The following is a 26,118-nucleotide window of genomic DNA, read 5'->3' as shown; positions in this document are numbered from 1 at the left end:
AATATCGACGCCGACGAGCGTGTCAGCGTCTTCGGATTCAGGCACTTTGGTTTCTGTTTTGACCGTGACGTGTAGGTAGTACACGCCATCTCGGTATCTCGAAGTGCCACGGCACTTCGATGACTCGTCGAAAATCTTTGATTTTCGAGACAGAAGTTCAGCCTGTCCCAACGACCACTCATCTTCAGTCAAGGCCGATTCGATGAGTTCAAGATCTTCCGGTCGCCCTTGAAGATGCCCTTTCACCTTCTTATACGGCTTCGGACTCACACGGAACTGAACCCGGTCATCTTCGTCGTTGCAGGTGAGTCGGTAGCCTTCGGTGTGCGCCATGACAAGTGGGTAGGCTCCGTTCTTGTCTGTGGCCGGTGGCGACGGTTTCCCGACGTGGGTGTCGTCTTGGTCGTGCCACCAGTTGAGGAGTTCTTTGTAAGAATCCCACGCTTGCAGAGCCTTGGCGACGACCGCGCACTTGTTGTTCCGCAGGAAGTCATCGCGGTCAACTTCGCGTTGAATTTCGGTCTTGTTGTAGCCGTCTTGTTTGAGTCGGAGTGTGTCGTTGGAGATGTCTCGTGCGGTGAAGCGGGCATCTTTGAGCCACGACCGCTCACCAGACTCTATACAGAGTCGAGTGCGTGCGGTCTTCGTGACTTCTTCGATACCCATACCTTGACTATCGAATTAAATGATAGTAAAAGTAGGGATTAGGATAGGAACTTACAGGAGTCACGGACATTCGATTAGTTCGTGTAAATATCATTTCGTGTGGTGTCGTCAATCAAAGATTGACTGCTTGCAAATCAGAGATTTGCAATGTCCGAAGTCAAGCAAAGCGGAGCTTTGCGTACCTCGCGGAGCTTCGCTCCGCTTAGTATCGACACGGGATTTTGGAAGTAGCTCTAGACGAACTTTCGGAGTTGTTCCGGGGGACTGCCGAGCGGTTTGGTCACGAAATTGTGTCGATGGAGATTGCCTCCGACCACGTTCACTTGTTCGTGGAGACCGAGCCGAAATGGAGTCCTGCCGAGATAGCCAAGCAATTCAAAGGTTACTCGGGACGAACGGTTCTCAAGCGTCATCCTGAACTCAAACAGCGGTACTTCTGGGGAAGTGGCCTGTGGAAGGATGGCTACTACGTCGGGACGACGGGTGCAGTTTCCGAGGACGTGGTTCCTCGGTACATAGAGGATACTGAACATTAGGCGAGCGTACGCGATTCACCCACGGGTCAGGTGTTGAGCAAATCGAAGATTTGCGAAAGCCGAAAACGGACGTTTTCGGAAACCCGTGGAACTCTCGCTGTTTTCTTTAGAGCGGAGGCCGTCCAAAAGCTAAAGTACTGCTGTTGTAAAGACGGCGGGCCCTTGGCTGACTCAAGATTGGCCGAAAGGGTCAACCTATTTGTCAAGGGGAGCATTCAGTAGAGTATGTTCATCCTGGTCAACCTCAAGGCGTACCCGTGTGACCCGATCGAGATCGCAACTGCCGCCCGCGATGTGGCCGAAGAATCCGGCGTTCGGATCGCAGTTGCGCCCCAAGCGGCCCATCTCGAGCGTGTCTCCGAGACAGGCGTCGAAACGTGGGCACAACACGTCTCACCGAACGGTCACGGCAGCCACACTGGGAGTACGCTTGCGGAGGCGGTCGCAGATGCTGGCGCGGTCGGCACGCTGATCAATCACTCGGAGAACCGCCTGCGGCTCGCAGACATCGACGCCTCGGTGGCTGCTGCCGAACGCGCTGGTCTCGAAACCTGTGTTTGTGGGAACAACCCCGAGCAGATCGCCGCTGTCGCCGCGCTCGGACCGGATGCTGCGGCCGTCGAGCCGCCGGAGCTTATCGGTGGAGACGTCTCTGTCAGCTCTGCGGATCCAGACATCGTGACCAACGCAGTTGACGCTGCCAGCCGCGTAAACGATGGGGTCTCAGTATTTTGTGGGGCGGGCGTCTCGACCGGTGATGACGTCGCCGCCGCAGGCGAACTAGGTGCAACAGGTGTGCTTCTGGCCAGCGGGGTCGCAAAAGCCGACGATCCGGCAGCCGTGCTGGAAGATCTCGTCTCGGAATTATAAACGCGCAGAACACTCATTTCAATCGACGCGCTGTATACGCACTTCAATCGACGCGGTGAACTACCCTACCCTACTCGCTCACGGCTGACGCCGTTCGCTCCTTGAGGGTAGGGCTTCCTGTTTCAACGACGCGCTTTGCAGACACGGACGTATCCACAGGGAGCGCAGTCTCCACAGGCGTTGATTCGGAGTATCCCACTCCTACGTCTTCGAGGCCACGAGAAAGGATGTTCCACGCTGCGTTCGCGTCCCTGTCCGCCTCAAACCCGCACGCGGGACAGGAGTGTTCACGGACCCACAACGGCTTCTCCGTCGAAACGCCACAGGACGCACACTCTTTGGTCGTTCCTCTCGGGTTGACCGCGACGAAGTGCGTTCCCTCCCGCTCACACTTGTATTCGAGTAACGAGAGGAACGTCCGCCATGCCGCAGACGCCGTGTTGCGACTGTTCGACGGCGACTCCATTATCCCCTTCACATTCAGGTCTTCGACCGCTACGAGGTCGTACTCGGTGGCGTAGTAATTCGAGAGCTTGTGGAGGAAGTCGCGGCGCTTCCGTCGGAGGTCGGCGTGACACCTCGCAACGCGCCGTCGTTGCTTTTCGTAGTTGTTGGACCCGTGCTGTTTCCGCGAGAGCTTCCGTTGCTCGCGCTCCAAGCGTTCGCGCTCGTCGGAAAGGTCGAGTGACCCGACTGCCGTGCCGTCGGTGTCGTGGGCGTACTTGAGAATCCCCACATCGATACCGACGCACTTCTCGGGATTCTCAGGCGGTTCGGGTGGTTCGCGGTCCATTTCGACACCGAACGTGGCGAACCACTCGCCCGTCGATTCCTTCTTAACCGTGACTTGCTTGAGTTTCGCGTCGTCCTCAGAAATCGGAGATTTTTGATGGGCTGCACAAGAGCTGTCGCTCTTGTGAACGTCAGGGATGGCACGGTGAAGCCGAATCGGAATGTCTGCGAGTTTCGAGAGAGACATGACAGTCTGACCGCCCTTCTTGTCGAGCTTGAAGCCAGACTGACTGTACGTGAAACTGCGAAACTCCCGTGGCGGTTCCCACTTGAGTTGACCGACGTCGTAGCCGTTCTCCTTGAGTTTGGAGAGGCCTTTGACGTTCTGCTCGATTCGCATGACTGCGGTTTGCAGAACTGTCGAGTACACGTCCGAGAGGTCATCCCACCAATCTTTCAGGTCGGGGATTTCGTCTCGGATGGACCGAACACGTTGGTTGAGCGTACCTGCGTCCTCGGGGATTTGGTCGAAGCGGTAGAGCGCGTGATTGTATAGTTGCCTACAAATATCGCGGTGGCGGTCCAACACCTCACGGTGGGCGTCGGACGGCTTGAGTCGGTAGTTGTAGGCGTAGTACATCTGCTACTCGTGTTCCTCGATGTACTCGTCAAGTCGCTCACGAATGAACGATGAGAGATTCAAGTGGTGTTCCTGAATCCATTTGTGTTGGTCCTCTCGGAGCGTGATTGTGGTCCGCTTCACTGTATGCATTATATTTACTATATGCATAAAAGAGTTGTGATTGTGTGGGCCTGCAACCGTAGAGTGTATGAGAACTGTGCGGCGCTGTATCCCCTCCCTACTCGCTCGCTTCACTCACTCGTTGAGGAAGGGGGCTTAGTGCCTCAATTCAGCTAAATCAGTACTCGGTACTCTGGCTTACATTCGTAACTTTTCCATCGAGGCGGCCAAGAGGTATGAAGGCGGGTGTGGTTACTGACACCGGATTTTTCAGCGATATCGAGACGAGGAGTTGATGAAGCCAAACAGCTTCGACGTACACCGGGCTGGTCAACCGCCTCGGGGTCAAGCCCCGAGGCTTGTCAGTGGACTCCCGCTCTAACTGAGTAGTGCAGTAGGTCTGAATCGACCGTTCGCGTTCAGCGTCCCTGACTTGAGGGCCAGTTGACTGGTGGCCCGTCCAGCACCAGACTTGAGCCAGTGCTGGATAAGACGCCACCCGATATTCCGAGCGGCGTTATAGTCGGCGTGGAGTTCCTTACCACACTTCAGGCACTCGAACTCGTCACCATCTCGGTTGTCCTCGTGGGTGAATCCGCATTCGCCGTGACTGCACCGCTGCGACGTGTATGCAGGGGCAACATCGTCCACGTCGATGCCGTATTCTTCGGCTTTGTATTCGACGTGGCGTTGGAGTTCGCGGAACGCCCACTGCTGGAACTTCGAGGCGTTCGAGATGCGTTCGCGGATATGCGTCAGGTTCTCGAACGCAATCGCCGTACAGTCGTTCTCCACGGCTTCCTGCACAATCGCTTTCGAGATGCGGTGGAGGTAGTCTGCACTCCACCGAGCGAACCGTGAGCCGATGCTCTTGATGGTAAGGTGTGCGGAGCGAGTGCCTGTCTGTTGGAGGTTGCCGCGCCGACGCTCATACTCGTCGCGGCAGTGGTTGAGGTAGTCTGCGTTTCCAAGGAACGTTCCCGTTGAGGTGACGGCCAGGTAGCCGTCCACGTTCAAGTCAACGCCAAGAACCACTCCGTTCTCGGTCGAATCGTCGCTAGAATCGGCGGGTTCGACTTCTTTCTCGACTGCGACGTGGAGGTAGTACGTGCCGTCAGGCTTGTGGAGCGTGGCTTCCTTCCGTTCCCACTCTGACGTCCAATACTCCGCAAACGGTGTCCCCTCGTCATCCTCGGGTGTGACGAACTCGGCAGTCACGCGGTCGTCCACGGTTGCGAGCGTTACGTGGTCGTCGTTGTACGTGATGGTGCGCCCATTGTACACGACGACGCTCCCTCGGAACTCAGGCTTGCTTGCCTTTTCACCTTCGTCGAGGATGCGGTCTTTGCAGTTGCCGAGCGCGTCGGCGGCGAGATCTCGAGCAGATTGGACGAGACTGGCTTGCAGACTAGTCTGCTCCCGAACAGTAGTGTAGGTTTGTTCGTGGAGCGTGTTCTTCGTGTCCTCGATTTCTGTGGGGTCGTCACTCCATCCAGCGTCAGCGACGTGTTGGGCCGCCTGTTGGAATTGCTCGAACGTCTCATCGAGAACGCTATGAGCGTCCTCGGGAACGTCGAGCTTTATCTGGATGTTCCTAACGACCTCCATACTTCATTAGTATGCTTAGTGATACTTGAAAGTATTTTTCAGGTGTGGGGAGTCAGCCTTGCCATCGTACGTGGTTTGTGTCATCGAGTGTCGGCTTCCTCCCCGAGGTCAAGCCTCGGGGTATCCGCCTCGCAATCTCTCTGAATTTCAGCCGTTCAAGAAATCGCATTGGACCGCGAAGACGTCCTCGCAACCTGGTTGAGAGGAGAAGTACAGTCCTCCAGCAACCCGTGTAGAGTGAGGAAAGTCGCTCATTGGCTCTTAGGCGTACTGATACGCACCCGACAGGCCAGGAGGATAAGAATAGCATCCCGAAGAGTGATCTGCTCCTGTCTCGTATAGTAATTCGATGCCAGAATCTGCCCCTCCGTTCGAAGATGTGAACGAGCGCGCCAAAGAGGACTGGAAGCGTGAGACCAGCCCGTTCGACCGTGTGCGGTCAGTGATGCGCACGGCGTACGAGCCCATGAGCGCGGCGATCGTTGCCAAAAAGGCCCTTACGTCGGAGCAGACAGCCCGCAAGCACCTCCGTTCGCTTGTCGAACACGGCTACGTGGCAGAGACCGCGTCACCAGACTCGACGGGAACGCTGTATCAGCGGTCCACGGACTCGCTCGCCCTCGAACAGGCTCGGCGTATCCTCGACGAAACGGACACCGATACGCTCTCGACACGCGTTCTGGAGATGCGCGAGGAGCTTCGAGAGTACGGCGACCGCTTCGGCGCTAACTCGCCCGATGACGCCGTCCGATCCCACGCGGAGATCGACGCAGAGACGCTCCTGAAGTGGCGAACGACGCGGCGGAACCTCGCATTCGCTGAAGTGGCGCTCGCGCTCAGCGCGGTCGAAAACCCCACTGGTGAGCCAGAAGCAGTCTGATGCACTTCGACAGTGAAGACGGTGACTCTCACGCGCTTCGAGGCACTGTCGACGTGACGAAACTCGATGCATTTCGAGATGCGTTCACCGCTATCGAACCGATGGCCTCAGGCGCAATCGATGACCGACTCAACCCCCGAGAACTCCGACTCACGATCTCGTACGGCATCGGGGAGGCAGATACAACTATATTCACGGTTCGATGGACGACGGTGGACGACTACAACATCCACTACTCGGATACGTCCGGGCGCGATCTCCGGTGGGATATCCACCCTCACGACTTTTCAGCACCGCCCGACGACCGACACTTCCACCCGCCACCAGACGCGTCAAGCGCGGATACACACGTAGAGGCATCGTGTCTCAGGGAACGCTCAGTTGACATCGTTGCCCGGTCAATTCACCTCTTATGGCGACAGGCACTTGACGAGGGGTCGATGACAAACATTAACACCGGAACGAACCAACCCTGACCGCGCTCAGTACGGTGTATCAGTACTCGGTAATCTGACCCTGATTCATACCTTCCCCAGTAACACCGGGAAGCCAAAGTTACGAAAATCACCCCCATTTCCGAGGACTGAAATACTCACTCCATCTCAAAGACGAAGCCACGATCGCCGCGGGCGGGCCGCGGTGTCCGAGGGTCTTCGACTGAATCGACGAACGTCGACTCGATCGCTGCGACCATCTCGTCGACCTCGTCGGGTCCGAGTTGATGGGCGTAGGCCTCGTCGATGAGATCCGGAACCGCATACTGATATTCTCCGTGACCGATGTGTTGAACAACACCAGCCTGTCTGAGTGGCCGATGACGGCTGTAGGCGAACTGCTGGTCGGCGTCGCCACCCGTTTCGATGTGCGCAGTCAGCGGATCGCTCGTTCCTTCGATTCGGTAGTGTCGAAGAACGTCAAGACTCGGCTCGGGGAGCGATTCAATACGATCGCACAGTTCGTCGATCACCGCCCGCCGGGTTCCGAGCTCGACGGCTTCGGCGAACTCCAACGCGTCCTCTGTGATATCGTCTTTCGAGACAGTCCCTAACTGTGCCAGTGCGGCGATGTCGTCGTCGGGTGCGTCCGGAGACGCGGGATCCGCCGCAGTGATTCCGTTCGTTTCACGTGCCGCAGAGGTGGATTCGTTCGGAGGTTCGCCGACCCACGCGGCGACAGCGTCGTCGTCCCACCCATCGTCGGCCGCCGTAGGCTCAGTCGGATCTGAATGATCGCGCTCGCCGGCTTCATACTCGTAAAGATCAGATTGTGCGTCGTCGTGTGCCGGCGTTTGGCCGCTTCCACCGCGGTAGGAGGCCTCCGATCGGCTCAAAAGCGCCTGAGCAAACTTGTCGGCCATCTGGCTGAGATCCTTTGCCTCTTCGAGTTCCTGCTCGAGTTGTTGGATCCTGGCGTCTTTTTTATCGAGCTGTTGGCGCAGGTCGGCGATCTCGCTTTCACGTCGCTGTTTCTCGTCAGATATCTCCTCTAGTTCTGAGACGAGATTTCCACTGACAGATTTGAGCTCTGGGCGCTCGAAGTCCTCGAGGCCGGGCGTCGCACCCGCATCGAAGGTTCGCTTTCTGTGGAATTGGACCCGTCGGATCGATTCAGACCAATCTGTGACCAGAAAGCCCTCTCCGTCACCGAGATCTTCGACTGCGTTCGCGTACTCGTTACCGAGGATCCGCCCAACGACTTTTGTGTCGTTTCGCCAGGTCAGCCGATGCCAGACGAGCCAGTCACACTGCGTAATAAAGTCTTTTTTGACGTCTGCGGGCCGCTGGCTGATGCCGAGGATACCAAGACCGTGTTTTCTCCCGCGCTTGCCGATCTTAATGAGCATCTTGCCGGCCTCACCCATTCCGCCTTTCTCGGGGATGTACTCGTGGCACTCTTCGATCACGAGCAAGAACGGCTTCTTGAGCTTCTTTTCTTTCGCAAAGAGATGCCTCGAGGTCTCAAGAATGAGTTCTTGAGCGTCCGCGTCGTCGAGGTAGCCGGACACGTCGAGAATGATCGGCACATTCTGTTCGAGGGCCAGTGAGGCGATCTTCTCGGCGTGCTCAGGGTTCACCTGGATATCACACTCCTCATCCGCGCCAACGTGGAGGATCTCGTACTCCTCTTTGAGCCCGTAGTACTCGCCGTCCGAGTCTACCACAAGTACAGGGAAGTTGTTATCCAAGAGATTCTCCATGACCACCGAGGCCGTGTTTGACTTCCCGGATCCCGATTTCCCCGTAACGAACCCACGGCCGGTGAGGATGTCAACGACCGGCAGTTCGACTTGTGTATCCGGCTCAATCTCGTTCGTCCCGCCGGGACCGGCGCTCACGTCCGCGACAGTGATGTGTTTGGTATCGCTCATTAGGTACATACTGTCGCTCTACGTACATAGTATTGCGTCAGACATTCGATCGCGTGCCTCAGCGTATCGCCTGATCGACCACTCACTCGACGTCAGCTCACCGATCAGAATCAGCGAACTCCGATAGCGATCGCTGCCCGGTCGGTCTTCCCTCTGCCGTTGAGCGGGTGTCATCGATCGGCCGTTCATCGGTGTCGATCCAATCAACGATGCGTTCGCCCTCTGGTCGATCGGGTTGGCCATTTTGAGTGGGGCGATCGCGCTCATCTGTCGTGGTTTCATAGCCGGTCAGCGTCGCTTGATCACTCCCATCGAAATCGAGATTCGAGACGCGAACTCCAAGCTTTCGCACCCGATCGCCCTCGAACTCCGCGCAGAGATCGAGCGCGACCTTCTCGACGAGGTCGGGCGCATCGACAGGCCCTGAGAGCGATTGTGCCCGAGTATTCACGTCGAAGGGTGGCCTCACGACTTTGATCCCGATTGTCCGATACAGTGCCCCACGCTCGCGGGCTCGCTCGGCGACATCTGCAGCCAACGCTTTCACCTTCGATTTGATCGCCTCAGCCTCCTCGGTTGCCTGCGTAAACGCCGATTCTCGCGAGAGGCTCTTCGGATCTCCCGTCGGTGTCACCGCTCTGTCGTCCTCGCCGCGGGCGCGATCGTACAGTTCACCGCCCCGTGAGCCAAACCGTTCGACCAGCGTATCGCGGTCGGCTGTGGCGAGGTCACCTGCGGTTTCGATCCCCATTGACCGGAGTTCGTCCGCGGTGACGGGGCCGACGCCGTGGAGTTCGTCGATCGGGATCGGTTCGAGGAACGATCGGACGGTCCCAGGTGCGACAACAGTGAGCCCATCAGGCTTGTCGTAATCACTGGCGATCTTTGCGGTTGCCATATCGGGCGCTACGCCGATACTCGCCGTGACGCCAACTTCCCGATCGATTCGGTCTTTGACGTATCTGGCGTATCCCTCAGCGAGGGGACGGCCGTCAGAGGCTTTCGTCCATCCCGTTCGATCGGTGACGTCGAGGTACGCCTCGTCGATGCTCACCTCGCGGACGGTCTCTGCACACTCGTGGAGAATCGATTTGACACTTCCAGCGACATCTTTGTAGAAATCTAGATCAACTGGTCGGTAGTGACCCACTGGGCCGTCGTGATCAGGTGGGGTCGAACCGATTCGCGGTAATGCGTCAAGCGCCTGACCGATCGGCTGTGCGCTTTCGATCCCGTGTTCGCGGGCCTCGTAGCTCGCCGTTGCAACCGCGCCATGAGACTCGCCAGCCTCGTAGCCCATCCCGACCACCACCGGTGCGCCGCGCAGTTCGGGTTCGCGAAGCCGCTCGCAGGAGGCGTAAAAACAGTCCATGTCGACGTGGAAGACGATCCGATCGCGACCGTTGTCGTCGCCGTCTACGCCGGGGAGGTGGCTCGATCCCATCGCCTGAGTAATCTTGATGCTTCAGTGGCTTAACACCGGCTACCGAAAGTACGCGAGAAACCGCTGTTACTGTCCGGTGAAGCGAGTGAGAAACCGCTGTTACTGTCCGGTGAGTGCCTCGCTTGCCGGCGCGAAATCGATCGTTGTCCCGAGCCCAGCGTCGATCGCCTTCTGGTACAGCATGTAGGCCGCCGCCACGGTCTCGATCCCGGTTCCACCGCTGTCGAACACGGTGATCTCCTCGTCAGACTGTCGCCCTGGGGCCGCTCCGGCGAGTACATCCCCAAGGTCGCCGTGGATGTGACCCTCATCGACGAGGCCTGCATCGATCGCGTTGATGAACGAACCGGCATCTTTCGTCGCTCTGGCGGCGATGTCGGGGACGTAGACGCTGTCGGCGATCGTCTCGGCGTCGAGTTCGTGTTTGTTCGGATTGTACTGTCCCATTGCGGTGATGTGAGTTCCCGGATCGATCGTATCGCGGTCGATCACTGGGCTCGAGGCGTTTGTCGCGGTTACGACGATATCAGCACCCCCCGCGGCTTCGGCGCTGGAATCGACTGCCTGAACGTCCAGGTTCAACTCCGCGGATAGGTCGGTGGCGAACGCTTCGCGATGTTCGCGCGTGGGTGAGAACACCCGAACCACTTGCAGATCTCGGACGGCTGCGATCGCTTTCAGCTGTCCGCGCGCCTGTGCGCCGCTGCCAATGATTCCGGCAACAGTCGCGTCCTCGCGGGCCAGTGCATCAACGCCGACGCCACCAGCTGCGCCGGTCTTGTAGGGATTCATGCTCGCACCGTCCAACAGCGCAATCGGCTCACCGGATTCAGCGTCGAAAAGCGGCGTCATGAACCACGCATCCCGTGCACCGAACCCCGCGCTGTACGTGTAGCCGCCCATCGCGCCAGTCTCTGGGAGGATTGCGGCATATGTCGTCAACATCCCCGCCGGATCACGGTTGACGAGTTTTGTCCGGGGCTCGGCAGGAGCGCCCTCACCGTACTCTCTGTAGCCCGATCGGACCGCGTCAACGTACTCTGCGGGTGTTGCAAGCCCATCGAGCTCATCGCTTCGTAAGAACAGTGTGTCGGTCATATCACCCGAAACGGGCGTGTGCTACAAAAAATCGACCGCAATCAGTCGGCGTTTATGCTGTTCTGACTGGGAGGCCGAGCGGTGGACTCTGTCGCTTGTGGGTCGACTGGAACATTGACGAACACGGCGTGGGCGATGATCCCGATCGCCGCTGTCGCACCGAGGGGCACGGCCGCCGTCAATGGCAAGCCAATCACGCTGAGCAAAGCAGGTATTCCGATCAGCGATACGGGAATGAGCCCGAGTACGTAGTCGTAGTATCCAGTCATAATACAGCACATGGTATGTACAGTGGGTATATAATTGTTTCCCGTGGTTCACGGAGCCCATTGAAAGAACTATGCAATATAATTCTCATAAGTTATGGATATAAACATACGCTAGAGATTCTAAAGTAGTTGTTTTCGGGGGTTTTGAAATTGCTGATTCGTCGGGTTTGTTTTTTGCATTCACCTCACGAAAAAATTAGTAATAGTGATATTTTCTTGGTCCAGTAACCGACGACAAAATAGCCGTATCGACCCGCCTCTCAGGTTAGCAAAGATCTGCTCTCGGTGAGAATTCGCGACTCAGATCGTCTCCGTCGCTATCCCACAATCTTGAAAAAGAGCCACCGCCAGACACCGATCAACACGCCGACCAACACGAACGTGATAGCCACGAAGGCCCCCGCGAGCCCGCCCGGAAAGACCGGCGTCCATCGCAGGGCGAACCCGATGACAGCTGCGACCACCCACGATCGAACACCGAGTGGAATTGCTGCCTTCGCCGACTCTGCGGCTCCTGCGGAGTACGCACCAACAATCGGAAAGGCGATCAACCAGCCGATGATGAACGGGGCATACACCATGAGAATGTGTGTCGGGTCAACGAACGTGTTGTGGTCGATCATCCCGTAGGTCAACACTGCAATTATTGCGGCGAGGTCACCGATCGTAAGCGGTAGAGCTGCCATCTCAACGCGCCCCCCAGTCGCCTCCGATATCGCGCTCATACCTGGGTGTTCGGGCGGGCGATAATGATATCAACGGTCCTGGTCTGCCCCTGTGATATGTTGACAATCAAAGAGATCACTGGGAATCGTCGACTGATAGGACACCAATAGCTGTGTAGCCGAGCCGATTGTCGGTGGTCGAGACATCGAGTCCTCGCTCGGCCAGTTCGTACGCCAGCCGGGTCGGTGTGTAGAACGTCGACTGCATGCCGATCGCGTGTTCGCTGAGTTCGATCGTCCGTCCGAGAAGCCGTGAGGGATCGAACTCTCTGATGACGATCACGCCCCCCGGACGAAGCACGCGGACGAGTTCGTCAAGGACGACCTCGCCGTCAGGCATGTGGTGAAAGGCGTCGACGATGAGGACCGCGTCAACCGACCGATCGCTGATTGGAAGCCGACGGGCGTCCCCGCGGATGCATGCCAGGCCCCTGGCCTGCGCTCGTGAGAGCATCCCGGCGGAGATATCGACCACAATAGAGTCTGTGCGCCCGGTGGCAACCGTTGCCCGACCGCTGCCGCCACCAACGTCAAGCACCCGGTTGACGGGGCGTTCCGCGGACGAGAGGCCCGCGTCGATCGCTGCCTCGTTCGCAGCGGGCATGACAAGATCGTAGATCCGAGACAGCCGCGTGAAAAATTGAACATCGCCGGGTCCGTACATACCCAGGCATTCGACCAGCAAGAATAAAACACACTTCCCTGGTACAGCCGAAACACCCACCGTCTTCGAAACCGATCATCACTTCATGGAGTGTCGAATGCTCGGGTGGCCAGAAGACGAGCCGACGGTTCGCCTCGATTACCGCGTCTTCAGCTACGCCGGCAAGTTCGTGATGACGGGGACCGGAAAGGCCGTCATCTGCGATGAGCGGGCCGAAGAGACGTATCCCCGAGATCTTCCAGCGCTTCCGTCGACGATACATTCCGACGTATTCGATCGCTCGATCCTCGCTGCGATCGCGTTCAGCCCCGACCGCCGCGATCCAGAGACCCTCTGGCTACGATACGTCACCGTACGACGAGACCGACGCGGGCAAGGGCTTGCTCCCAAACTTGTCGAACACGTGCTCAAGGGGGCAGAGGATCGTGACTTCGACCGGGCATCGATCGCGGTGAACAACCCGTTCGCGTACGAGGCGCTCTACAAGGTTGGTTTTGCGTTTACCGGCCGGACCACCGGATTGGCCGAACTGGTCTTAGAGCGACCGATCGACGCTGCTGATTCGCATGAAACTGACTCAGCGGGGGACACCAAGCGCTACCAAGCGGGACTCGACCACTACCGGAATCGTGAGGGGCTCTCAGCGGCCGAGCGATCGTTCCTCGACGCGCGGGTACACAGCGATCCGCCGTCGCGTCAAAGCGGTTGATCGGTGGTATCCTGCAGATGACAGCGGACGACGGCAGGCGATAGCAGGTGATCACCAATGGTCAGTCTCAAACCGACGGCGGCCGAACACCGGGTATGGGTAATTCGGACCTTCGATCGCTCGCGTCGATCACGGAACTCCCGTTCGCGGAGTGTACCGGCTCGACCGTCGCCGTGGATGCACACAACTGGCTGTACCGGTACCTCACGACGACAGTCAAATGGACGAATGACGCAGTCTACACCACCAATGATGGCACTGAAGTCGCAAACCTAATTGGCGTCATCAAAGGACTCCCGAAGTTCTTCGAACACGAACTCGTCCCGATCTTCGTTTTCGACGGCGGGGTGACAGAGCTCAAAGACGACGAGGTCGAACGCCGCCGCGCGCAGCGCCATGACGCCGAGGAGCAACTCGAAGCCGCAAGAGAACGTGGCGACGCCGTCGCCGCCGCTCGCCTTGAGGCGCGGACCCAGCGGCTCACCGAGACGATCCAGGAGACGACCCGTGAGCTGTTGACGATGCTCGACGTGCCGTACATCGACGCGCCAGCGGAGGGTGAGGCACAGGCGTCATACATGAACCGGATCGGCGACGTCGACTACGTCGGCAGTGAAGACTACGACACATTGCTTTTCGGCGCACCCAGAACTCTCAGGGGGATTACGAGCAAGGGCCATCCAGAGCTGATGGACCTCGAAGCGACGCTCGATCGCCACGACATCACCTACGAGCAACTCGTCGATGTAGGGATTCTCTGTGGGACCGATTTCAACGAGGGAGTGCACGGAGTCGGGCCCAAGACCGCGATCAAACTGATCCACCAATACGGCGATCTGTTTGCCGTGCTCGAAGCGCGAGGCGAGCACATTTCACACGCCGATCGCATCCGTGAGCTGTTCTTCAATCCACCGACAACAGACGACTACACGATTCGAACTGACGTGAATCCAGACGTGGACGCTGCCAGAGAGTACGTCGTCGACACCTGGGAGATCGACGCAAGCGAAGTCGAACGCGGCTTCGAGCGGATCGAATCCTCGATGGTCCAGACCGGACTCAACGATTGGCTTTGAGAATTTCCCATAGCTGAATCGCCATTTAGTCCCGGTAACTTAGTGCCGGTGAGCAATATTAGCGAACTGATGGAACTCAGTGACGACACGCTCTCGGTTTCACGGGAGCTTTCACAGCTTGACAAAGATGTACTTGAGTTCACCAGGATCCTCGACGTCTGCGACGTGAACTATGTTATCGTGAGTGGATACGTCGCTATCCTTACTGGACGATCTCGATCGACTGAAGATATCGACGTTATTCTAGAGTCGCTCTCTCAAACTGAGACTGCACAGTTGGTTACCGAACTCAAAAATCAGGGGTACTGGGGCATGGCGATGCCGCTTGATGAGATGTATTCGATGTTGAGTGACGGTAGTCGGATCCGAGTTGCCGAAGACGGACAAATGTTCCCAAACTTCGAGCTGTGGTTTGTCTCGAACGATGTGGAACGCGAGGCACTCTCGAACCCCCTCACCGTTGTATTCGACGAAGGACAGATCGATATCAGTCCGCTCGAACTACAGATTGCGTACAAACTCCGCCTTGCACACAGTTCAGACAGCCTCAGCGGGAAAGATTTCGAAGACGCACTTCACCTGTATTTGACCTTCGAGGAACGATTTAACACGGAGCGGCTCGAAATGTACGTCAACGAGCTTGGAGTTGAGGACTACTATGTTGAACTCACAGGAGTTTGAGGATAAAAAACGCCAGAACACTGAGCAACGGCGTGCAATGATCAAACGGTGGGCTGAGTATGTTCGGACCCACGACGATCGTGAATGGTCACGCCAGCAGAATCGCCTCATCGACTCCCAGCTCCAGTCAGCAAACGACATGGCCGCTACTGACGACACGGATCCAGTCCGATTTGCAGCTGCTCGCGATCGCCTTCGCAATCGGTGACGTCGGACAGACACTCTTGGCTGATAATAACAATTGATCGAGCGCGTCACAGCCGGATACGTCCCATTTTTTGCCCGCCGGAACGGTGAGATCGTTATGGACACAGATGAGATCGAAGCGACGATCGAAGCCGCAATCGAGGACGCCGACGCGACTGTAATGATGCCACGCGTTCACAACGACGAGGCCGAAGACGCCCACTACGGCGCAATTGTGGTCTCTCCGGCGTTCGAGGGAAAATCCCTCGTCGACCAACACAAACTAGTCTACGACGCGCTCGGCGATCGGATGACAACGGACATCCACGCGATGGAGATCAAGACGTATACGCCCGAGGAGTACGAGGCGGTCGAAGAATAATTAATCGGGATGCCCACCCCAGACCGCTCGAACCGCGATCCGGACGCACTCACTGAGCGAATTGACCAGATCTACACCTTCTATTCGCCAGACCGATCTGTGAGATCCTTCAGTGCCGAGCGCGATGAACTGACTGGCGAGCTGACGTGTCCAGAGCGCTTACACCTCGTCGCTTCGGCTCGATTCGTGGTCACCACCGCGATCGCGGCCGAATTCGGTCTCGAGGGCGATTGGCGGACCACGGCGACTGCCGCGCTCGATCGTCTCTGGGAGCGTCACTACGATCGGACGGCTGGTGGATTCGATCAGCTCGTAATACGAGCGGACGAGGACGAGGCCCCAACGCGCGATCGGATGCGATCGACCTACGGGCACGCCTTCTGTGTGCTGGCTGCGGCCCACGCGGTCCAGGCAGGCGCGACACACGCGTCGGGCCGACTTGAGACTACGCTGAATATCCTCGAGGATCGGTTTTACGAGTCCAATCACGGCCTCTATCGAAGTGATCTAGACGAGCAGTGGGAACCGATCGAGGCCTACCGCGGCCAAAACGCAAATATGCACGCCTGTGAGGCCCACCTCGCCGTCTACGACGCGACTGGCTCTCCACCGCAGCTTCGACGGGCGATCGAGATTGCCGAGCAGCTCTGTGTCGAACTTCCAGCGGAAACCGGCGGACTGCTCTGGGAGCACTACACGCCTGCGTGGGAACACGACTTCGCGTACAACCGATCGGAGCCAGCTGATCAGTTCCGTCCGTGGGGATACCAGCCGGGCCACCACGCCGAGTGGGCGCGGCTGCTCGCGACGATCGATGCCCGTTCGGCGACCGAACCAGCGGTTACACGACCCAGTTGGGCGATACCGCACGCGGAGGAACTGTTTGCGTGGGCAACGACGATCGGGTGGAACGACAACCACGGCGGCTTCTACTACACGATCGACCGGGACGGCGAACCGATCGTCACCGACACGTATGGGTGGACAGTCGCGGAGGCGATCGGGGCGGCGGCGCTGTTGTTCGAACGAACGGCCCACGAGCGCTATCGCGACTGGTACGATCGGCTGTGGGCGTACGCCGACGCACATCTCGTCGCGCCGCATGGCAACTGGTACGAGCGGGTGAACGCGGTGAACGAGCCAACCAAGCCCACTGATGGGCCTGCTGTCGAGCCGGGATACCATCCGATTGGGGCGTGCTTGGCTGGTATGCGTGTGTTTGGATGACGCCCCTCACGCTATCACACAAGCCTTATACCCCCGGCACTGCTTCGTACAGTTGCAATGTCTACTGGTAAAGTCGGTTTCTTCAATGACACCGGCGGCTATGGTTTCATCGAGACCGACGATTCGGACGACGACGTTTTCTTCCACATGGAGGACGTCGGCGGACCCGATCTCGAGGAAGGACAGGAAGTCGAATTCGAAATCGAGCAGGCGGACAAGGGTCCGCGTGCAACCAACCTGACCCGGCTGTAATTCCCGAGAGGGTTCGTCCGCGGTTTTTCGGTTTGTGAAGCACCGATCGTGCGGGTTCGCCCGCCGATCGGTATTATTTATTCGGAGACGTAACGGCTCATAGCGTTCAGTATCGCCAGAAACTGACACGCAGACGACTCGCTTTCGCGCCCGCAGATCGATGGGTTTTACGCTCGCGTCGGCCGTCTATTCGGGTATGTCAGACGATAGCTACCGCGTTGAGTCCGACAGTCTCGGAGAAATGCAGGTGCCCGCAGACGCCTACTGGGGCGCACAAACCCAGCGAGCGATCGAGAACTTTCCCATCTCTGGAATCTCGTTCGGCCGTCGGTTTGTCCGCGCACTGGGAATCGTCAAGAAAGGCGCCGCACAGGCAAACCGCGAACTCGGTCTGGTTGGCGCAGAAACCGCCGACGCAATCGTCGCTGCCGCCGACGAAGTGATCGCGGGCGAACACGACGAGCAGTTCCCCGTTGACGTATTTCAGACAGGGTCGGGGACCTCCTCGAACATGAACGCGAACGAGGTGATCGCCAACCGCGCAGCCGAGATCGCCGGGGCAGCGATCGGCGATCGCGTCGTCCATCCGAACGATCACGTGAACTACGGGCAGTCCTCGAACGACGTGATCCCGACCGCGATGCACGTGGCCGCGCTCGAAGCCGTCGAGAAGGATCTCATCCCCGCGCTCGAATCGCTGCACGCCGAACTCAAAGCGAAGGAGGAAGCATTCGACGGCGTTGTCAAGACTGGACGAACACACCTCCAGGACGCCACGCCGGTTCGACTCGGCCAGGAGTTTGGCGGCTACCGCACACAGGTCGAAAAGGCGATCGCGCGTGCGGAGAACGCGACCGAGCCGCTTCGTGAGCTCGCCCTCGGTGGCACCGCAGTCGGGACCGGACTGAACACCCACCCGGAGTTCCCTGAACTCGCGGCTGAATACATCTCTGCGGAGGCCGAAACGACGTTCCGCGAGGCCGACAACCACTTTGAGGCGCAGGCAGCCCACGACGCCATGGCCGACGCACACGGCGCCTTGCGGACGATCGCCGGCTCGCTCAACAAGATGGCCAACGATCTGCGGCTTTTTGCGTCAGGTCCGCGAAACGGCTTCGGCGAGATCGAACAACCAGAAAACCAGCCCGGATCGTCGATCATGCCCGGCAAGATCAACCCCGTTGTTGCCGAGTCGGTCAACCAGGTTCACAAGCAGGTCCTCGGCAACGACGCGGCGATCGCTGCCGGCGCATCCCGCGGCGAACTCGATTTGAATCTCTACAAGCCTGTCCTCGCGCACAACTTCCTGCAGTCCGCCGAACTCCTCTCGAACGTGTCGCAGGTCTTTGGTGAGCGGTTCGTCGCAAAGCTCGAAGCCAACGAGGAGCACTGCGCCGAACAGGTCGAACAGTCGATGGCACTGGCGACAGCGCTGAACCCCGCTATTGGCTACGACAAGGCCTCGAAGGTGGCAAAGAAGGCGCTCGCAGACGACAAAACCGTTCGACAGGTCGCGATCGACGAAGGGTATCTGTCGCCGGAGGAGGCAGACGAGGTGCTCAATCCCGAGGCGATGACCCACCGCGGGATTCTCGGGGCAGAAGAGTAGGATCGCCAGGCGACATATCCCGCTCAATTTAGTTCATTTTCCGATCGAGTAACCGTCAAACGACAACCCTATTACCGTCGCTGACTGACCGTTCAGTCAGGACCAAATGACAAGTGAAGAGACCCACGACGAGATCATGCAGGCGACCTACGACGCCCTCTGCGATCGCGGCTACGTCGGGCTCACGATGGCGGATATCGCCGATGGGGCCGGCAAATCAAAATCCCTGTTACACTATCACTACGACACGAAAGCGGATCTGTTGGTATCGTTCATCGAACACCTGCTCTCGGATTTCGAAGAGCGCATTGCGGTGACCGTGGACGCCCCACCCGAAGAGCGACTGCTGTCGTTCGTCGAGTGGTTCGTGATCGATCCCGACGAAGACGATCGAGCGGCGTTTCACCTTGCGTTGTTGGAGTTACGCGCACAGGGTGCGTTCAACGAGGCGTTCAGCGAACAGCTCCGTGCGAGCGATGAGTTGCTGCGTGGCACCGTCGAATCGATTCTCCGTGAGGGGATCGAATCAGGTGCGTTTCGCGACGTGGATGTCGAGGCGACAGCCGCGTGGATCATCGCAACCGTTGACGGCGCACGTACCCGCCAGATCACACTCCGGACCGACTGGTATACGGACGCCGTCTGTCATCACCTCATCGATGTCTTCGAGACGTGGCTGTTCGTTGAGGATAACGAGAGGGGTGGTCAGTAGTGGCACGCGCCGGCGGAACCGATCGTTCCGTCAACGTGACCGATGGGAAGCTCGCAGGGCCGCTGGTCGTCCTGTCCGCGCCAATCGTCGCCTCACAGTTGTTACAGGTCGCATACAACCTGGCGGATACCTACTGGGTTGGTCGGCTTGGCGAGGACGCGGTTGCCGCGCTGTCGTACTCGTGGGCGATCGTCTTTCTTATGGTGAGCGTCGGCGGCGGGCTCACTGTGGCCGGAACCGTCCTCGTTTCCCAGAATAAGGGCGCAGGAGATTTTCAACGTTCACACCACGTCGCTGGACAAACGCTCTCGTTTGTGACGCTCATCGCAGCCGGATTTGCGATCGTCGGTTACGTGGCGACACCGTGGCTCCTCGCGTTGATCGGCGCGGCACCGGGCAGCGCTCCACACACCCTCGCGACGCAATACACGAGGGTGATCTTTGTCGGTGTCTTGTTCATGTTCTGGTTCTTTATTTTCGATGCCCTCTCGCGCGGTTGGGGTGATACGCGTACGCCACTGTACCTGATGGCCGTCAGCGCCGCGGTCAACGTCGTCATCGATCCGTTCTTGATCCTCGGGTTCGCCGACAACCCGATTTTCGCGTGGATCGGCATGGAGGCGCTTGGCGACGGCCTATACGCCGCAACCGGTTTCGAAGGCTACGGCGTCACCGGCGCAGCCGTTGCGACGGTTATTGCTCGGGGACTTGCTGCAGTAGCGGGATTGTACCTCCTCTTCAGCGGCCGGGTCGGACTGCAACCGCGGCTCGAAGACCTGTGGCTCAAACGAAAGACCGTCCGGAAAATCTTCGATATCGGCGCACCGATCGCCACCGAACAGGGCTTTCGCTCGCTCGGGATTGCGCTCTTGACCGCGATCATCGCGATCGCCGGCGATCAAGCGGTTGCCGCCTACGGGATCGTCAATCGGCTCTCTTCGCTCATGTTTTTGCCCGCGCTGGGTCTCGCCCGGGGGACTGAGACCGTCGTCGGACAAAATATTGGGGCCAAGCAGTTCGATCGCGCCAAGCGCGCGGTGTACATCAGTTCAGGGCTCATCATTGGGGTCTTCGCTGTTGTGCTTGCGATTGCAATTCCGTATGCCGAGTCGATCGTCGCGTTCTTTATTGAGACAACAGGTGAGCAGAGCGCTGTGATCGAAATCGGTGCAGCGTACATCTTGATCGCCGGGCCGGCGTACGTCTTTTTGGGCGTCTTCCAGGTGATGCTCGGCGGATTCCGCGGGGCAGGGAGCACGCGGCTGGCAATGATTTTCTCGCTGCAGGAGTTGTGGCTGTTCCGGCTGCCGATCGCCTACGCCGCGCTCACGTGGTTCGCGCTCGGGATCACGGGTGTGTGGTACGCCGTGGCAATCTCGTTTGTCGCGAGCGCGATCACGACGGCGATCTGGTTCTTCCGTGGCACGTGGATGAATCGAGTTGTCGACGGCCCAGAGACGACTGGATCCAATGAGGACCGGACCGCTGGTGAAACGGCGACGGACACGACGGGTGGAAGCTAAGATGAGCGCAGATCGATCAGCTACTGGGCCCGAATCGACGGAATCGATCCAAGCGACTGAATCGACCGGTTCAACCACTCCTCCCAACGCCCGAACAGTGATGCTCGCAGTCGTCGCGAGCACGTTTTTTGTTGGGTTTGGTGGTGGGGTCGTGTTTCCGATCCTCCCGAATCTCGGCGCGATACTCGGAATTACCCCCTTCGTGGTCGGGATCATCCTGAGTGCGAACCGGTTTACGCGGCTGTTCATGAACGCACCGGCTGGCGTGTTAACCGATCGGTTTGGTACCAGAAAGCCGTTTGTCGCCGGACTAACGATCGAAGGGCTCGCGACGCTCGGATACGTTGTCGCAGTCCACGCAGCCGCCCCCGCGGCGTGGTTTCTCTTCTCGCGGATTCTCTGGGGAGTCGGGAGCGCGCTAGTGTTCGCAACCGCGTACACGATCGTCGCTGACATCGCCGACCGCGAGGCCCGAGGAACGAGCATGGGCCTCGTCCGTGGCGGGATCACTCTCGGGTTCCCAAGTGGACTGGTCCTCGGCGGCGTGGTTAGCGAACTGTACGGGATCTCCGAGGCCTTCATTCTCGCAGCCGGATTTGCGCTGTTTGCGAGCCTCGTTGCGTTCTTTACCGTGCCGGAGACTCACGTCGACGAGGAGGACGAAACAGTGAGCCCATTCGACATCGAATTAACTGTTCCCGCTGTCACGGTTGGCCTCGTGAATTTCGGGCTGTACTTCGCGTACATTGGGGCGCTCTTCGCTTCGCTCGTATTGTTCTTAGAGGCGTACGACATCGCAGTGCTTGGCTTCGGGCCGCAGGGAAGTTCCGGCGTATTCATGGCAATTACAGTGCTTTCGGCGTCGGTGTTCATGATCATTGGCGGCGTGCTCTCGGATCGCTTCGACTCGCGGGTACCGACGCTGCTCGCGTTTATAGGCATCTCCTTCGTTGGCTTTCTCATCCTCACGGTGAGTGCGGATTTCTACGCCCTGACGATCGCTTGCCTACTGATCGGAGCCGGCCAGGGGGGCACGAGCGGGCCGCTGATCGCGCTCTTGGCGGATCTGACGCCGGACGATCGAATGGGCCGAGCGATGGGCACAAACAATGTCTTCGGCGATCTCGGTGGCGGCTTCGGTCCCGTGTTGACGCTGCCGGCGATCGACGCGATCGGCTTCGCGCCCGTGTACGCCGCATGCGCGGTGGTCCCGGTACTCGCCGGAATCGCGCTTGTAGCTGGTGTTCGACGCGAAACCGGCTCAGCGCTCCCGAACACCGATCTGGTCAACGCCGACTGATACTCTCGGGTTGAACAGAACTGACAAAACGTCGCTTCAGCTGTTCTGGATGGGAGAACCAACACAAAATCAATAAAGTGTCGGCAAGTATGCTGAATATGGCCCTCCACACGCGTCGAGCGTCCCGGCGCTGACCGTCGCGATCGCCACACTTGCGGGGTGTTCAGGCTCCGATGAGGCGAGCACGTCAGTCCCGCCCGAGCCGGATGACGTCATCACCGACATCGAGTTCGAAACTGTTCGATTCGACGGGGCAGATGTTCTCGGCACTGCCGATGCGGACGAACCACGCAGATTTGTTTACGTCCTGTCAGCAGCTGACGTCGACAAGCTCGAATTCAGCGACGAACCGATCGACGGCGACGTACCGACCGAGTTTCTCCGTTCAATCGAGTACGGCTCTCAAACCGGCCTCGTCGTCGAAACCGCGGTATCAGCGTGTTACCACCACGCACCCCAGTACGTGGAGTGGCGAGCGGAGGATCGCCTTGGCGTCCAGTTCTGTGAAACGATGCGCGAGTCATCTGTCGAGTGTTCCAGTGAGGAGCAACAAACCCAAATAACGGCCATTTCTGTCCCGGTAACGCTTGATACCGATTCTGGGAGCGGCGTCGGCATCAGTGGAAGTTGTCGGTTGCCATCGGAACATTTCGCGAGTGACGAGGAGGACGGCCAATGAGTGGAGAACTGTCCCGCCGTCGATTGCTCAGGACGATCGGAACCGCTGTTGGTGCGTCAATCGCCGGCTGTCTGTTCGACGACGGTCCCGAGCCGATCGACGCAGAAGCCAGGGATCTGAGGGAAATCGCCGCGATGGACGTACCCGCACGGGCTGAGCCGTTCCCCATCGAAGTCGACGCGGCGTACGTCGAACGCGAGGTCGATCGGGTCGAGTCACTTCTCGAAGAGATTCCGTCGGCGCTCGAGACCGAGATCCCAAACGAGGCGGTTCGACAGTATATTGACAACGAACGCGAGGACACACGTCAAAAACTCAATCGCGCCGACGATGAAGAAACGAATATCGGCCGTTTGGGACCGCTACGGGGCGCTCGCAGCGATAGCGAAGAAGCGAACGGCGCGTATCGTGCAGCCCGCGGCGAGTTGACTCGAGCGGAGATCACTCCTGGGCTAACAGAGCTCCGTGAGCGAGCAGCCGGGCGGGCCGAATCACTCACTGTCGAGGGGCGCGATCCTCATGAGGCAATACCCATTTACGATCGGATCGAACGTCGGCTGGCAGCCGCAATCCGAGCGCTCGATCGGCCTGAACCGCCCTCGACTGTCTCGACGGTCGAGGCAGTCGGAGAACTCTCTGGACGGACCGGGTTTGTACGGGCTGCGACCAACGATGCGATGCACCTCCTTGAGAGACATCGCGAATCCGTCCACGATCCAGAACCCTTCGGAGAGGCGATCGAGCAGGCGATCGACGCTATGGACGAAGAGATCACTACTCGGGTCGAGACCATTCCCGACGATCCGAACAGGCATACGCTGTTCGACGCTGAGACGGATAGCACTCCAAGAGCACCGGCCGGCGAACAGGTACTGAGACTGGTCCAGAGCTCTGTAGATCGGTATCGCGACAACGATCCAGAGAGCGCACAGGGGTTCACCACAGCGCTGGACGCGCTCTGTGATCTCCAGATGGTCGATCGACTCCGAACGGTTGTCGAGGAGGGTGGACTTGGCCGCCCCGAGGACGAAACAGCGGTTGAGGACGCAAAAATCAGCGCGGTTGAATCGATCGAGGATGCGCGGGCGACGGCCGATACCGGCTCGCAGTATCTTCTTGAACCACAGCTGTCAGCGGCGATCAGTTCGATCCACCGCGGTGACGACACAATCGAGAGACACGCCGACCGTAGTGTCGAGCGTGCAGCACTCTGGTCGATCGCTGAATATGCGATCGCCGACGCAAGAGCAACGGTAACCAACGATGCAGTCGCCCAGGCGATCGACGCGCTCGAATAATCAGGCGATCAACTCAGACGGCCAGATCAGCCCTCGTAACCGTCTTTTTGCGGGGGTATCGGGGGGCTTGTTTCGGTCGGCTCGTCGTCAAATATGTACAAAATCGAGAGAACGATTGCCGCCGCAATCTCAAATACCTTCGAAATTGCGGCAGTCGTCTCCACCGACAGATGCGTGATCATCAATTCGATGAACCCCATGTCGTAGTGGAGGCCGTCGCCGCCGAGTCCCCACGGCCAGAACGCACCGTGACCCAACACGGTGTGCCACGCGGCGTAGCCGGCGATGTAGCCGAGCATGAGCGCGATCCCAACCAGGTACAGCGGCCGAGGATTCGCCCCGTCGAGCACCCGTGCGATTCCGAGAACGATCGCGGTTCCCGACAGCACGAATACCGGGGGACGCGGATCGTGGACGATGCCGATCTGGATCTGGGTGACGAGCCGCGGGAATCCCCAGTACAGATGGGTCGCTGCCACGGCCAACAACAGCCCGGCGGCCAGGTATCGAAGCCCGGAGACGTTCATTGCCGTTGATTAGGACGGCGGGCACCTGAGGGTTTCTTTTCAGGTTACGCCATCGGGCGTTTGGATCTCAGACAGTGACTCCTCGGTCGTAATCAATCGGATCTCTTCGACAACGTCCCACACGTCGACGAACCGGGTACACAGCGGCGACGGACAGACGCGAACGACGTTCGGTGGCCGGAAGTCAACGATCACGCCCCGGTCGCGCAACACAGTAGCCAGCGCCGCCGCCTCGGGGTGTTCGATCGCGACGTGGCCACCTCGACGATCGAGTTCCCTTGGTGTCCCGATCGAAAACGCCTGACCGAGACGTTCGTCGACGAGTTCTATGAGGTAATCAGTGAGCGCGATCGATTTTTCACGGATTCGATCGATTCCCGCTTCCTCAAGTATCGACAGCGATCCTTCGAGTGGGGCCGCCGAAAGCATTGAGACAGTTCCGATCTGCCACGCGCCGGCGTCCCCGGCGGGCGTAAACGTCTGGTTCATCTCGAACTGTGTCGCCTTCTCGTGGCCCCACCAGCCGGCGAGCGCTGGTTCGGTGCCAAAGTGCGTCTTGTTAACGTAGAGCCCCGCGAGCGAACCTGGTCCTGCGTTGAGATACTTGTACGTACACCAGACCGCGAAGTCGACGCCGTGGCCCGAGAAGTCGTGGGGGACGACGCCGATCGAGTGCGCACAGTCGAAGCCCGCGTACGCGCCATGGTCGTGTGCGGCCTGGGTAATTGTTTCAATGTCCAAAAGCTGCCCGCTGCGATACAGCACGCCCGGCATGAAGACAATCCCCACGTCCGGGTTGGACTCGATCGCCTCGACAATCGCGTCGGTTTCGATTGTCCGGCCATCCGCGCTCTCGACGCGTCGAAGCTTCTCGTCGGGGTTGATCCCACGCTGGCGCAGTTGGGCCGCGATCGCGTAGTGATCCGTTGGAAAGTCGAGTTCGTTGACCAAGACGGCCGGCTCCGCGTCCGGACCGTCCTTACGGCGGATCTCGTCGATGAACGTGCCGATCAGGGTGTGGATGTTCACCGTTGTCGAATTGGCGACGACAACTTCCTCGGGTTCTGCGCCCACAAGCGGCGCGAGCCGATCGCCGAGGTATTCGCCGTAGGTAAACCACGACGGGTCCGTGTCGGTCCAGCCGCGAATCGCCTTGGTGCGCCACTCGTCGACGACCCGATCGAGCGTTTCTTCGGCGTCTTCAGAGAGCAACCCAAGCGAGTTACCGTCCATGTACTGTTCCTCGTCGGGGATGTGAAACCGATCGCGGAACGACGCGAGTTCGTCGGCGTCGTCGCGGTCAATTGCACCGTGTCGAGTGTACGGGCCGGTGTGGTCCTCTCGATTGCCCATAC

Annotated in this window: 26 protein-coding genes and 2 pseudogenes; 16 read left to right on the top strand and 12 right to left on the bottom strand. The window is 58.9% G+C overall.

The genetic code is table 11. The features are described 5' to 3' along the window. A pseudogene (locus E5K03_RS14310) lies at window positions 1-666 on the bottom strand (RNA-guided endonuclease TnpB family protein); the annotation flags it as partial. A gap of 43 nt (window positions 667-709) precedes the next feature. Between E5K03_RS14310 and tnpA the strand changes: the two are divergent. Together tnpA and tpiA are read left to right on the top strand one after the other, a co-directional pair. Further along, window positions 710-1,202, top strand: a pseudogene (gene tnpA / locus E5K03_RS14305) (IS200/IS605 family transposase). Window positions 1,203-1,427: 225 nt separating this feature from the next. After that, on the top strand, window positions 1,428-2,072 hold the full coding sequence (gene tpiA / locus E5K03_RS14300; RefSeq protein ID WP_138007477.1) for a triose-phosphate isomerase: 645 nt from the start codon (window positions 1,428-1,430) through the stop codon (window positions 2,070-2,072). A 70-nt stretch (window positions 2,073-2,142) separates the two neighbouring features. Here tpiA and E5K03_RS14295 read toward each other — a convergent pair whose 3' ends face one another. Next, complete coding sequence (locus E5K03_RS14295; protein WP_138007476.1) at window positions 2,143-3,444, bottom strand: RNA-guided endonuclease InsQ/TnpB family protein; 1,302 nt, start codon at window positions 3,442-3,444, stop codon at window positions 2,143-2,145. 480 nt (window positions 3,445-3,924) lie between these two features. Next, entirely contained in the window at window positions 3,925-5,154 is a 1,230-nt protein-coding gene (locus E5K03_RS14290; RefSeq protein WP_138007475.1) for an RNA-guided endonuclease InsQ/TnpB family protein, read from the bottom strand. A 349-nt stretch (window positions 5,155-5,503) separates the two neighbouring features. Here E5K03_RS14290 and E5K03_RS14285 point away from each other — a divergent pair, with 349 nt between their 5' ends. After that, window positions 5,504-6,034, top strand: a complete 531-nt coding sequence (locus E5K03_RS14285; protein ID WP_138007474.1) for a DUF7342 family protein — start codon at window positions 5,504-5,506, stop codon at window positions 6,032-6,034. After that, on the top strand, window positions 6,034-6,510 hold the full coding sequence (locus E5K03_RS14280; RefSeq protein ID WP_138007473.1) for a hypothetical protein: 477 nt from the start codon (window positions 6,034-6,036) through the stop codon (window positions 6,508-6,510). Before E5K03_RS14285 ends, E5K03_RS14280 begins: the two co-directional genes overlap by 1 nt. Window positions 6,511-6,626: 116 nt before the next feature. Here the strand turns inward: E5K03_RS14280 and E5K03_RS14275 are convergent, their stop codons facing one another. From E5K03_RS14275 to E5K03_RS14250, 6 genes are all read right to left on the bottom strand, one after another. After that, entirely contained in the window at window positions 6,627-8,402 is a 1,776-nt protein-coding gene (locus E5K03_RS14275; protein WP_138007472.1) for a helicase HerA domain-containing protein, read from the bottom strand. Between the two features lie 97 nt (window positions 8,403-8,499). Beyond that, window positions 8,500-9,846, bottom strand: coding sequence for a DNA polymerase IV (gene dinB, locus E5K03_RS14270; RefSeq protein WP_138007471.1), 1,347 nt, complete (start codon window positions 9,844-9,846; stop codon window positions 8,500-8,502). Between the two features lie 99 nt (window positions 9,847-9,945). After that, window positions 9,946-10,944 carry an ornithine cyclodeaminase family protein gene (locus tag E5K03_RS14265; protein ID WP_138007470.1) on the bottom strand — a complete coding sequence of 333 codons (999 nt, stop codon included), beginning with the start codon at window positions 10,942-10,944 and terminating at the stop codon, window positions 9,946-9,948. Window positions 10,945-10,985: 41 nt separating this feature from the next. Beyond that, window positions 10,986-11,213: a hypothetical protein gene (locus E5K03_RS17625; protein WP_138007469.1), complete on the bottom strand. Its 228-nt coding sequence runs from the start codon at window positions 11,211-11,213 to the stop codon at window positions 10,986-10,988. Between the two features lie 317 nt (window positions 11,214-11,530). Beyond that, window positions 11,531-11,938, bottom strand: a complete 408-nt coding sequence (locus E5K03_RS14255) for a DUF3054 domain-containing protein (RefSeq protein WP_138007468.1) — start codon at window positions 11,936-11,938, stop codon at window positions 11,531-11,533. Between the two features lie 76 nt (window positions 11,939-12,014). Then, the gene (locus E5K03_RS14250) at window positions 12,015-12,602 is read right to left on the bottom strand and encodes a class I SAM-dependent methyltransferase (RefSeq protein ID WP_138007467.1); all 588 of its coding nucleotides are present in this window, start codon (window positions 12,600-12,602) and stop codon (window positions 12,015-12,017) included. A 97-nt stretch (window positions 12,603-12,699) separates the two neighbouring features. Between E5K03_RS14250 and E5K03_RS14245 the strand changes: the two genes are divergently transcribed. The 11 genes from E5K03_RS14245 to E5K03_RS14195 all read left to right on the top strand — a co-directional run bounded on the left by E5K03_RS14245 (window position 12,700) and on the right by E5K03_RS14195 (window position 22,259). Further along, entirely contained in the window at window positions 12,700-13,311 is a 612-nt protein-coding gene (locus E5K03_RS14245) for a GNAT family N-acetyltransferase (protein ID WP_321167633.1), read from the top strand. Window positions 13,312-13,406: 95 nt separating this feature from the next. Continuing rightward, window positions 13,407-14,387 carry a flap endonuclease-1 gene (gene fen / locus E5K03_RS14240; protein ID WP_138007465.1) on the top strand — a complete coding sequence of 327 codons (981 nt, stop codon included), beginning with the start codon at window positions 13,407-13,409 and terminating at the stop codon, window positions 14,385-14,387. A 69-nt stretch (window positions 14,388-14,456) separates the two neighbouring features. Next, the gene (locus E5K03_RS14235; RefSeq protein WP_138007464.1) at window positions 14,457-15,068 is read left to right on the top strand and encodes a hypothetical protein; all 612 of its coding nucleotides are present in this window, start codon (window positions 14,457-14,459) and stop codon (window positions 15,066-15,068) included. Continuing rightward, window positions 15,046-15,276 carry a hypothetical protein gene (locus tag E5K03_RS14230; RefSeq protein ID WP_138007463.1) on the top strand — a complete coding sequence of 77 codons (231 nt, stop codon included), beginning with the start codon at window positions 15,046-15,048 and terminating at the stop codon, window positions 15,274-15,276. Before E5K03_RS14235 ends, E5K03_RS14230 begins: the two co-directional genes overlap by 23 nt. A gap of 96 nt (window positions 15,277-15,372) precedes the next feature. Continuing rightward, window positions 15,373-15,636 carry a BolA family protein gene (locus E5K03_RS14225; RefSeq protein WP_138007462.1) on the top strand — a complete coding sequence of 88 codons (264 nt, stop codon included), beginning with the start codon at window positions 15,373-15,375 and terminating at the stop codon, window positions 15,634-15,636. A gap of 9 nt (window positions 15,637-15,645) precedes the next feature. Next, a complete protein-coding gene (locus tag E5K03_RS14220) occupies window positions 15,646-16,863 on the top strand; it encodes an AGE family epimerase/isomerase (protein ID WP_138007461.1) in 1,218 nt (405 codons plus the stop codon). Window positions 16,864-16,920: 57 nt separating this feature from the next. Beyond that, window positions 16,921-17,115 (top strand): cold-shock protein, encoded by a 195-nt coding sequence (locus E5K03_RS14215; RefSeq protein WP_137198647.1) that lies wholly within the window; start codon window positions 16,921-16,923, stop codon window positions 17,113-17,115. A gap of 196 nt (window positions 17,116-17,311) precedes the next feature. Next, a complete protein-coding gene (locus tag E5K03_RS14210; RefSeq protein ID WP_138007460.1) occupies window positions 17,312-18,724 on the top strand; it encodes a class II fumarate hydratase in 1,413 nt (470 codons plus the stop codon). A gap of 106 nt (window positions 18,725-18,830) precedes the next feature. After that, the gene (locus tag E5K03_RS14205) at window positions 18,831-19,436 is read left to right on the top strand and encodes a TetR family transcriptional regulator C-terminal domain-containing protein (protein WP_138007459.1); all 606 of its coding nucleotides are present in this window, start codon (window positions 18,831-18,833) and stop codon (window positions 19,434-19,436) included. Continuing rightward, window positions 19,436-20,959: an MATE family efflux transporter gene (locus tag E5K03_RS14200; RefSeq protein ID WP_138007458.1), complete on the top strand. Its 1,524-nt coding sequence runs from the start codon at window positions 19,436-19,438 to the stop codon at window positions 20,957-20,959. Before E5K03_RS14205 ends, E5K03_RS14200 begins: the two co-directional genes overlap by 1 nt. 100 nt (window positions 20,960-21,059) lie before the next feature. After that, window positions 21,060-22,259 (top strand): MFS transporter, encoded by a 1,200-nt coding sequence (locus E5K03_RS14195; RefSeq protein ID WP_138007478.1) that lies wholly within the window; start codon window positions 21,060-21,062, stop codon window positions 22,257-22,259. A gap of 69 nt (window positions 22,260-22,328) precedes the next feature. Here E5K03_RS14195 and E5K03_RS17320 read toward each other — a convergent pair whose 3' ends face one another. Then, window positions 22,329-22,475: a hypothetical protein gene (locus E5K03_RS17320; protein WP_171006706.1), complete on the bottom strand. Its 147-nt coding sequence runs from the start codon at window positions 22,473-22,475 to the stop codon at window positions 22,329-22,331. A 459-nt stretch (window positions 22,476-22,934) separates the two neighbouring features. Between E5K03_RS17320 and E5K03_RS14190 the strand changes: the two genes are divergently transcribed. Beyond that, window positions 22,935-24,236, top strand: a complete 1,302-nt coding sequence (locus E5K03_RS14190) for a hypothetical protein (protein ID WP_138007457.1) — start codon at window positions 22,935-22,937, stop codon at window positions 24,234-24,236. Between the two features lie 26 nt (window positions 24,237-24,262). Here the strand turns inward: E5K03_RS14190 and E5K03_RS14185 are convergent, their stop codons facing one another. Further along, the gene (locus E5K03_RS14185) at window positions 24,263-24,763 is read right to left on the bottom strand and encodes a hypothetical protein (RefSeq protein WP_138007456.1); all 501 of its coding nucleotides are present in this window, start codon (window positions 24,761-24,763) and stop codon (window positions 24,263-24,265) included. Between the two features lie 39 nt (window positions 24,764-24,802). Further along, complete coding sequence (kynU, locus tag E5K03_RS14180; protein ID WP_138007455.1) at window positions 24,803-26,116, bottom strand: kynureninase; 1,314 nt, start codon at window positions 26,114-26,116, stop codon at window positions 24,803-24,805. Window positions 26,117-26,118: the final 2 nt, after the last annotated feature.

This window comes from Halalkalirubrum salinum, assembly GCF_005543295.1.
GTDB lineage: Archaea > Halobacteriota > Halobacteria > Halobacteriales > Haloferacaceae > Halalkalirubrum > Halalkalirubrum salinum.
This window is presented reverse-complemented; position numbering and strand designations above follow the sequence as displayed.

What these genes read in the sequence shown, in the direction of transcription:
- tpiA (WP_138007477.1), top strand. Translation starts at nt 1,428, where the DNA reads ATGTTCATCCTGGTCAACCTCAAGGCGTACCCGTGTGACCCGATCGAG.
- E5K03_RS14295 (WP_138007476.1), bottom strand. Translation starts at nt 3,444, where the DNA reads ATGTACTACGCCTACAACTACCGACTCAAGCCGTCCGACGCCCACCGT.
- E5K03_RS14290 (WP_138007475.1), bottom strand. Translation starts at nt 5,154, where the DNA reads ATGGAGGTCGTTAGGAACATCCAGATAAAGCTCGACGTTCCCGAGGAC.
- E5K03_RS14285 (WP_138007474.1), top strand. Translation starts at nt 5,504, where the DNA reads ATGCCAGAATCTGCCCCTCCGTTCGAAGATGTGAACGAGCGCGCCAAA.
- E5K03_RS14280 (WP_138007473.1), top strand. Translation starts at nt 6,034, where the DNA reads ATGCACTTCGACAGTGAAGACGGTGACTCTCACGCGCTTCGAGGCACT.
- E5K03_RS14275 (WP_138007472.1), bottom strand. Translation starts at nt 8,402, where the DNA reads ATGAGCGATACCAAACACATCACTGTCGCGGACGTGAGCGCCGGTCCC.
- dinB (WP_138007471.1), bottom strand. Translation starts at nt 9,846, where the DNA reads ATGGGATCGAGCCACCTCCCCGGCGTAGACGGCGACGACAACGGTCGC.
- E5K03_RS14265 (WP_138007470.1), bottom strand. Translation starts at nt 10,944, where the DNA reads ATGACCGACACACTGTTCTTACGAAGCGATGAGCTCGATGGGCTTGCA.
- E5K03_RS17625 (WP_138007469.1), bottom strand. Translation starts at nt 11,213, where the DNA reads ATGACTGGATACTACGACTACGTACTCGGGCTCATTCCCGTATCGCTG.
- E5K03_RS14255 (WP_138007468.1), bottom strand. Translation starts at nt 11,938, where the DNA reads ATGAGCGCGATATCGGAGGCGACTGGGGGGCGCGTTGAGATGGCAGCT.
- E5K03_RS14250 (WP_138007467.1), bottom strand. Translation starts at nt 12,602, where the DNA reads ATGTACGGACCCGGCGATGTTCAATTTTTCACGCGGCTGTCTCGGATC.
- E5K03_RS14245 (WP_321167633.1), top strand. Translation starts at nt 12,700, where the DNA reads ATGCTCGGGTGGCCAGAAGACGAGCCGACGGTTCGCCTCGATTACCGC.
- fen (WP_138007465.1), top strand. Translation starts at nt 13,407, where the DNA reads ATGGGTAATTCGGACCTTCGATCGCTCGCGTCGATCACGGAACTCCCG.
- E5K03_RS14235 (WP_138007464.1), top strand. Translation starts at nt 14,457, where the DNA reads ATGGAACTCAGTGACGACACGCTCTCGGTTTCACGGGAGCTTTCACAG.
- E5K03_RS14230 (WP_138007463.1), top strand. Translation starts at nt 15,046, where the DNA reads ATGTTGAACTCACAGGAGTTTGAGGATAAAAAACGCCAGAACACTGAG.
- E5K03_RS14225 (WP_138007462.1), top strand. Translation starts at nt 15,373, where the DNA reads ATGGACACAGATGAGATCGAAGCGACGATCGAAGCCGCAATCGAGGAC.
- E5K03_RS14220 (WP_138007461.1), top strand. Translation starts at nt 15,646, where the DNA reads ATGCCCACCCCAGACCGCTCGAACCGCGATCCGGACGCACTCACTGAG.
- E5K03_RS14215 (WP_137198647.1), top strand. Translation starts at nt 16,921, where the DNA reads ATGTCTACTGGTAAAGTCGGTTTCTTCAATGACACCGGCGGCTATGGT.
- E5K03_RS14210 (WP_138007460.1), top strand. Translation starts at nt 17,312, where the DNA reads ATGTCAGACGATAGCTACCGCGTTGAGTCCGACAGTCTCGGAGAAATG.
- E5K03_RS14205 (WP_138007459.1), top strand. Translation starts at nt 18,831, where the DNA reads ATGACAAGTGAAGAGACCCACGACGAGATCATGCAGGCGACCTACGAC.
- E5K03_RS14195 (WP_138007478.1), top strand. Translation starts at nt 21,060, where the DNA reads ATGCTCGCAGTCGTCGCGAGCACGTTTTTTGTTGGGTTTGGTGGTGGG.
- E5K03_RS17320 (WP_171006706.1), bottom strand. Translation starts at nt 22,475, where the DNA reads ATGACGTCATCCGGCTCGGGCGGGACTGACGTGCTCGCCTCATCGGAG.
- E5K03_RS14190 (WP_138007457.1), top strand. Translation starts at nt 22,935, where the DNA reads ATGAGTGGAGAACTGTCCCGCCGTCGATTGCTCAGGACGATCGGAACC.
- E5K03_RS14185 (WP_138007456.1), bottom strand. Translation starts at nt 24,763, where the DNA reads ATGAACGTCTCCGGGCTTCGATACCTGGCCGCCGGGCTGTTGTTGGCC.
- kynU (WP_138007455.1), bottom strand. Translation starts at nt 26,116, where the DNA reads ATGGGCAATCGAGAGGACCACACCGGCCCGTACACTCGACACGGTGCA.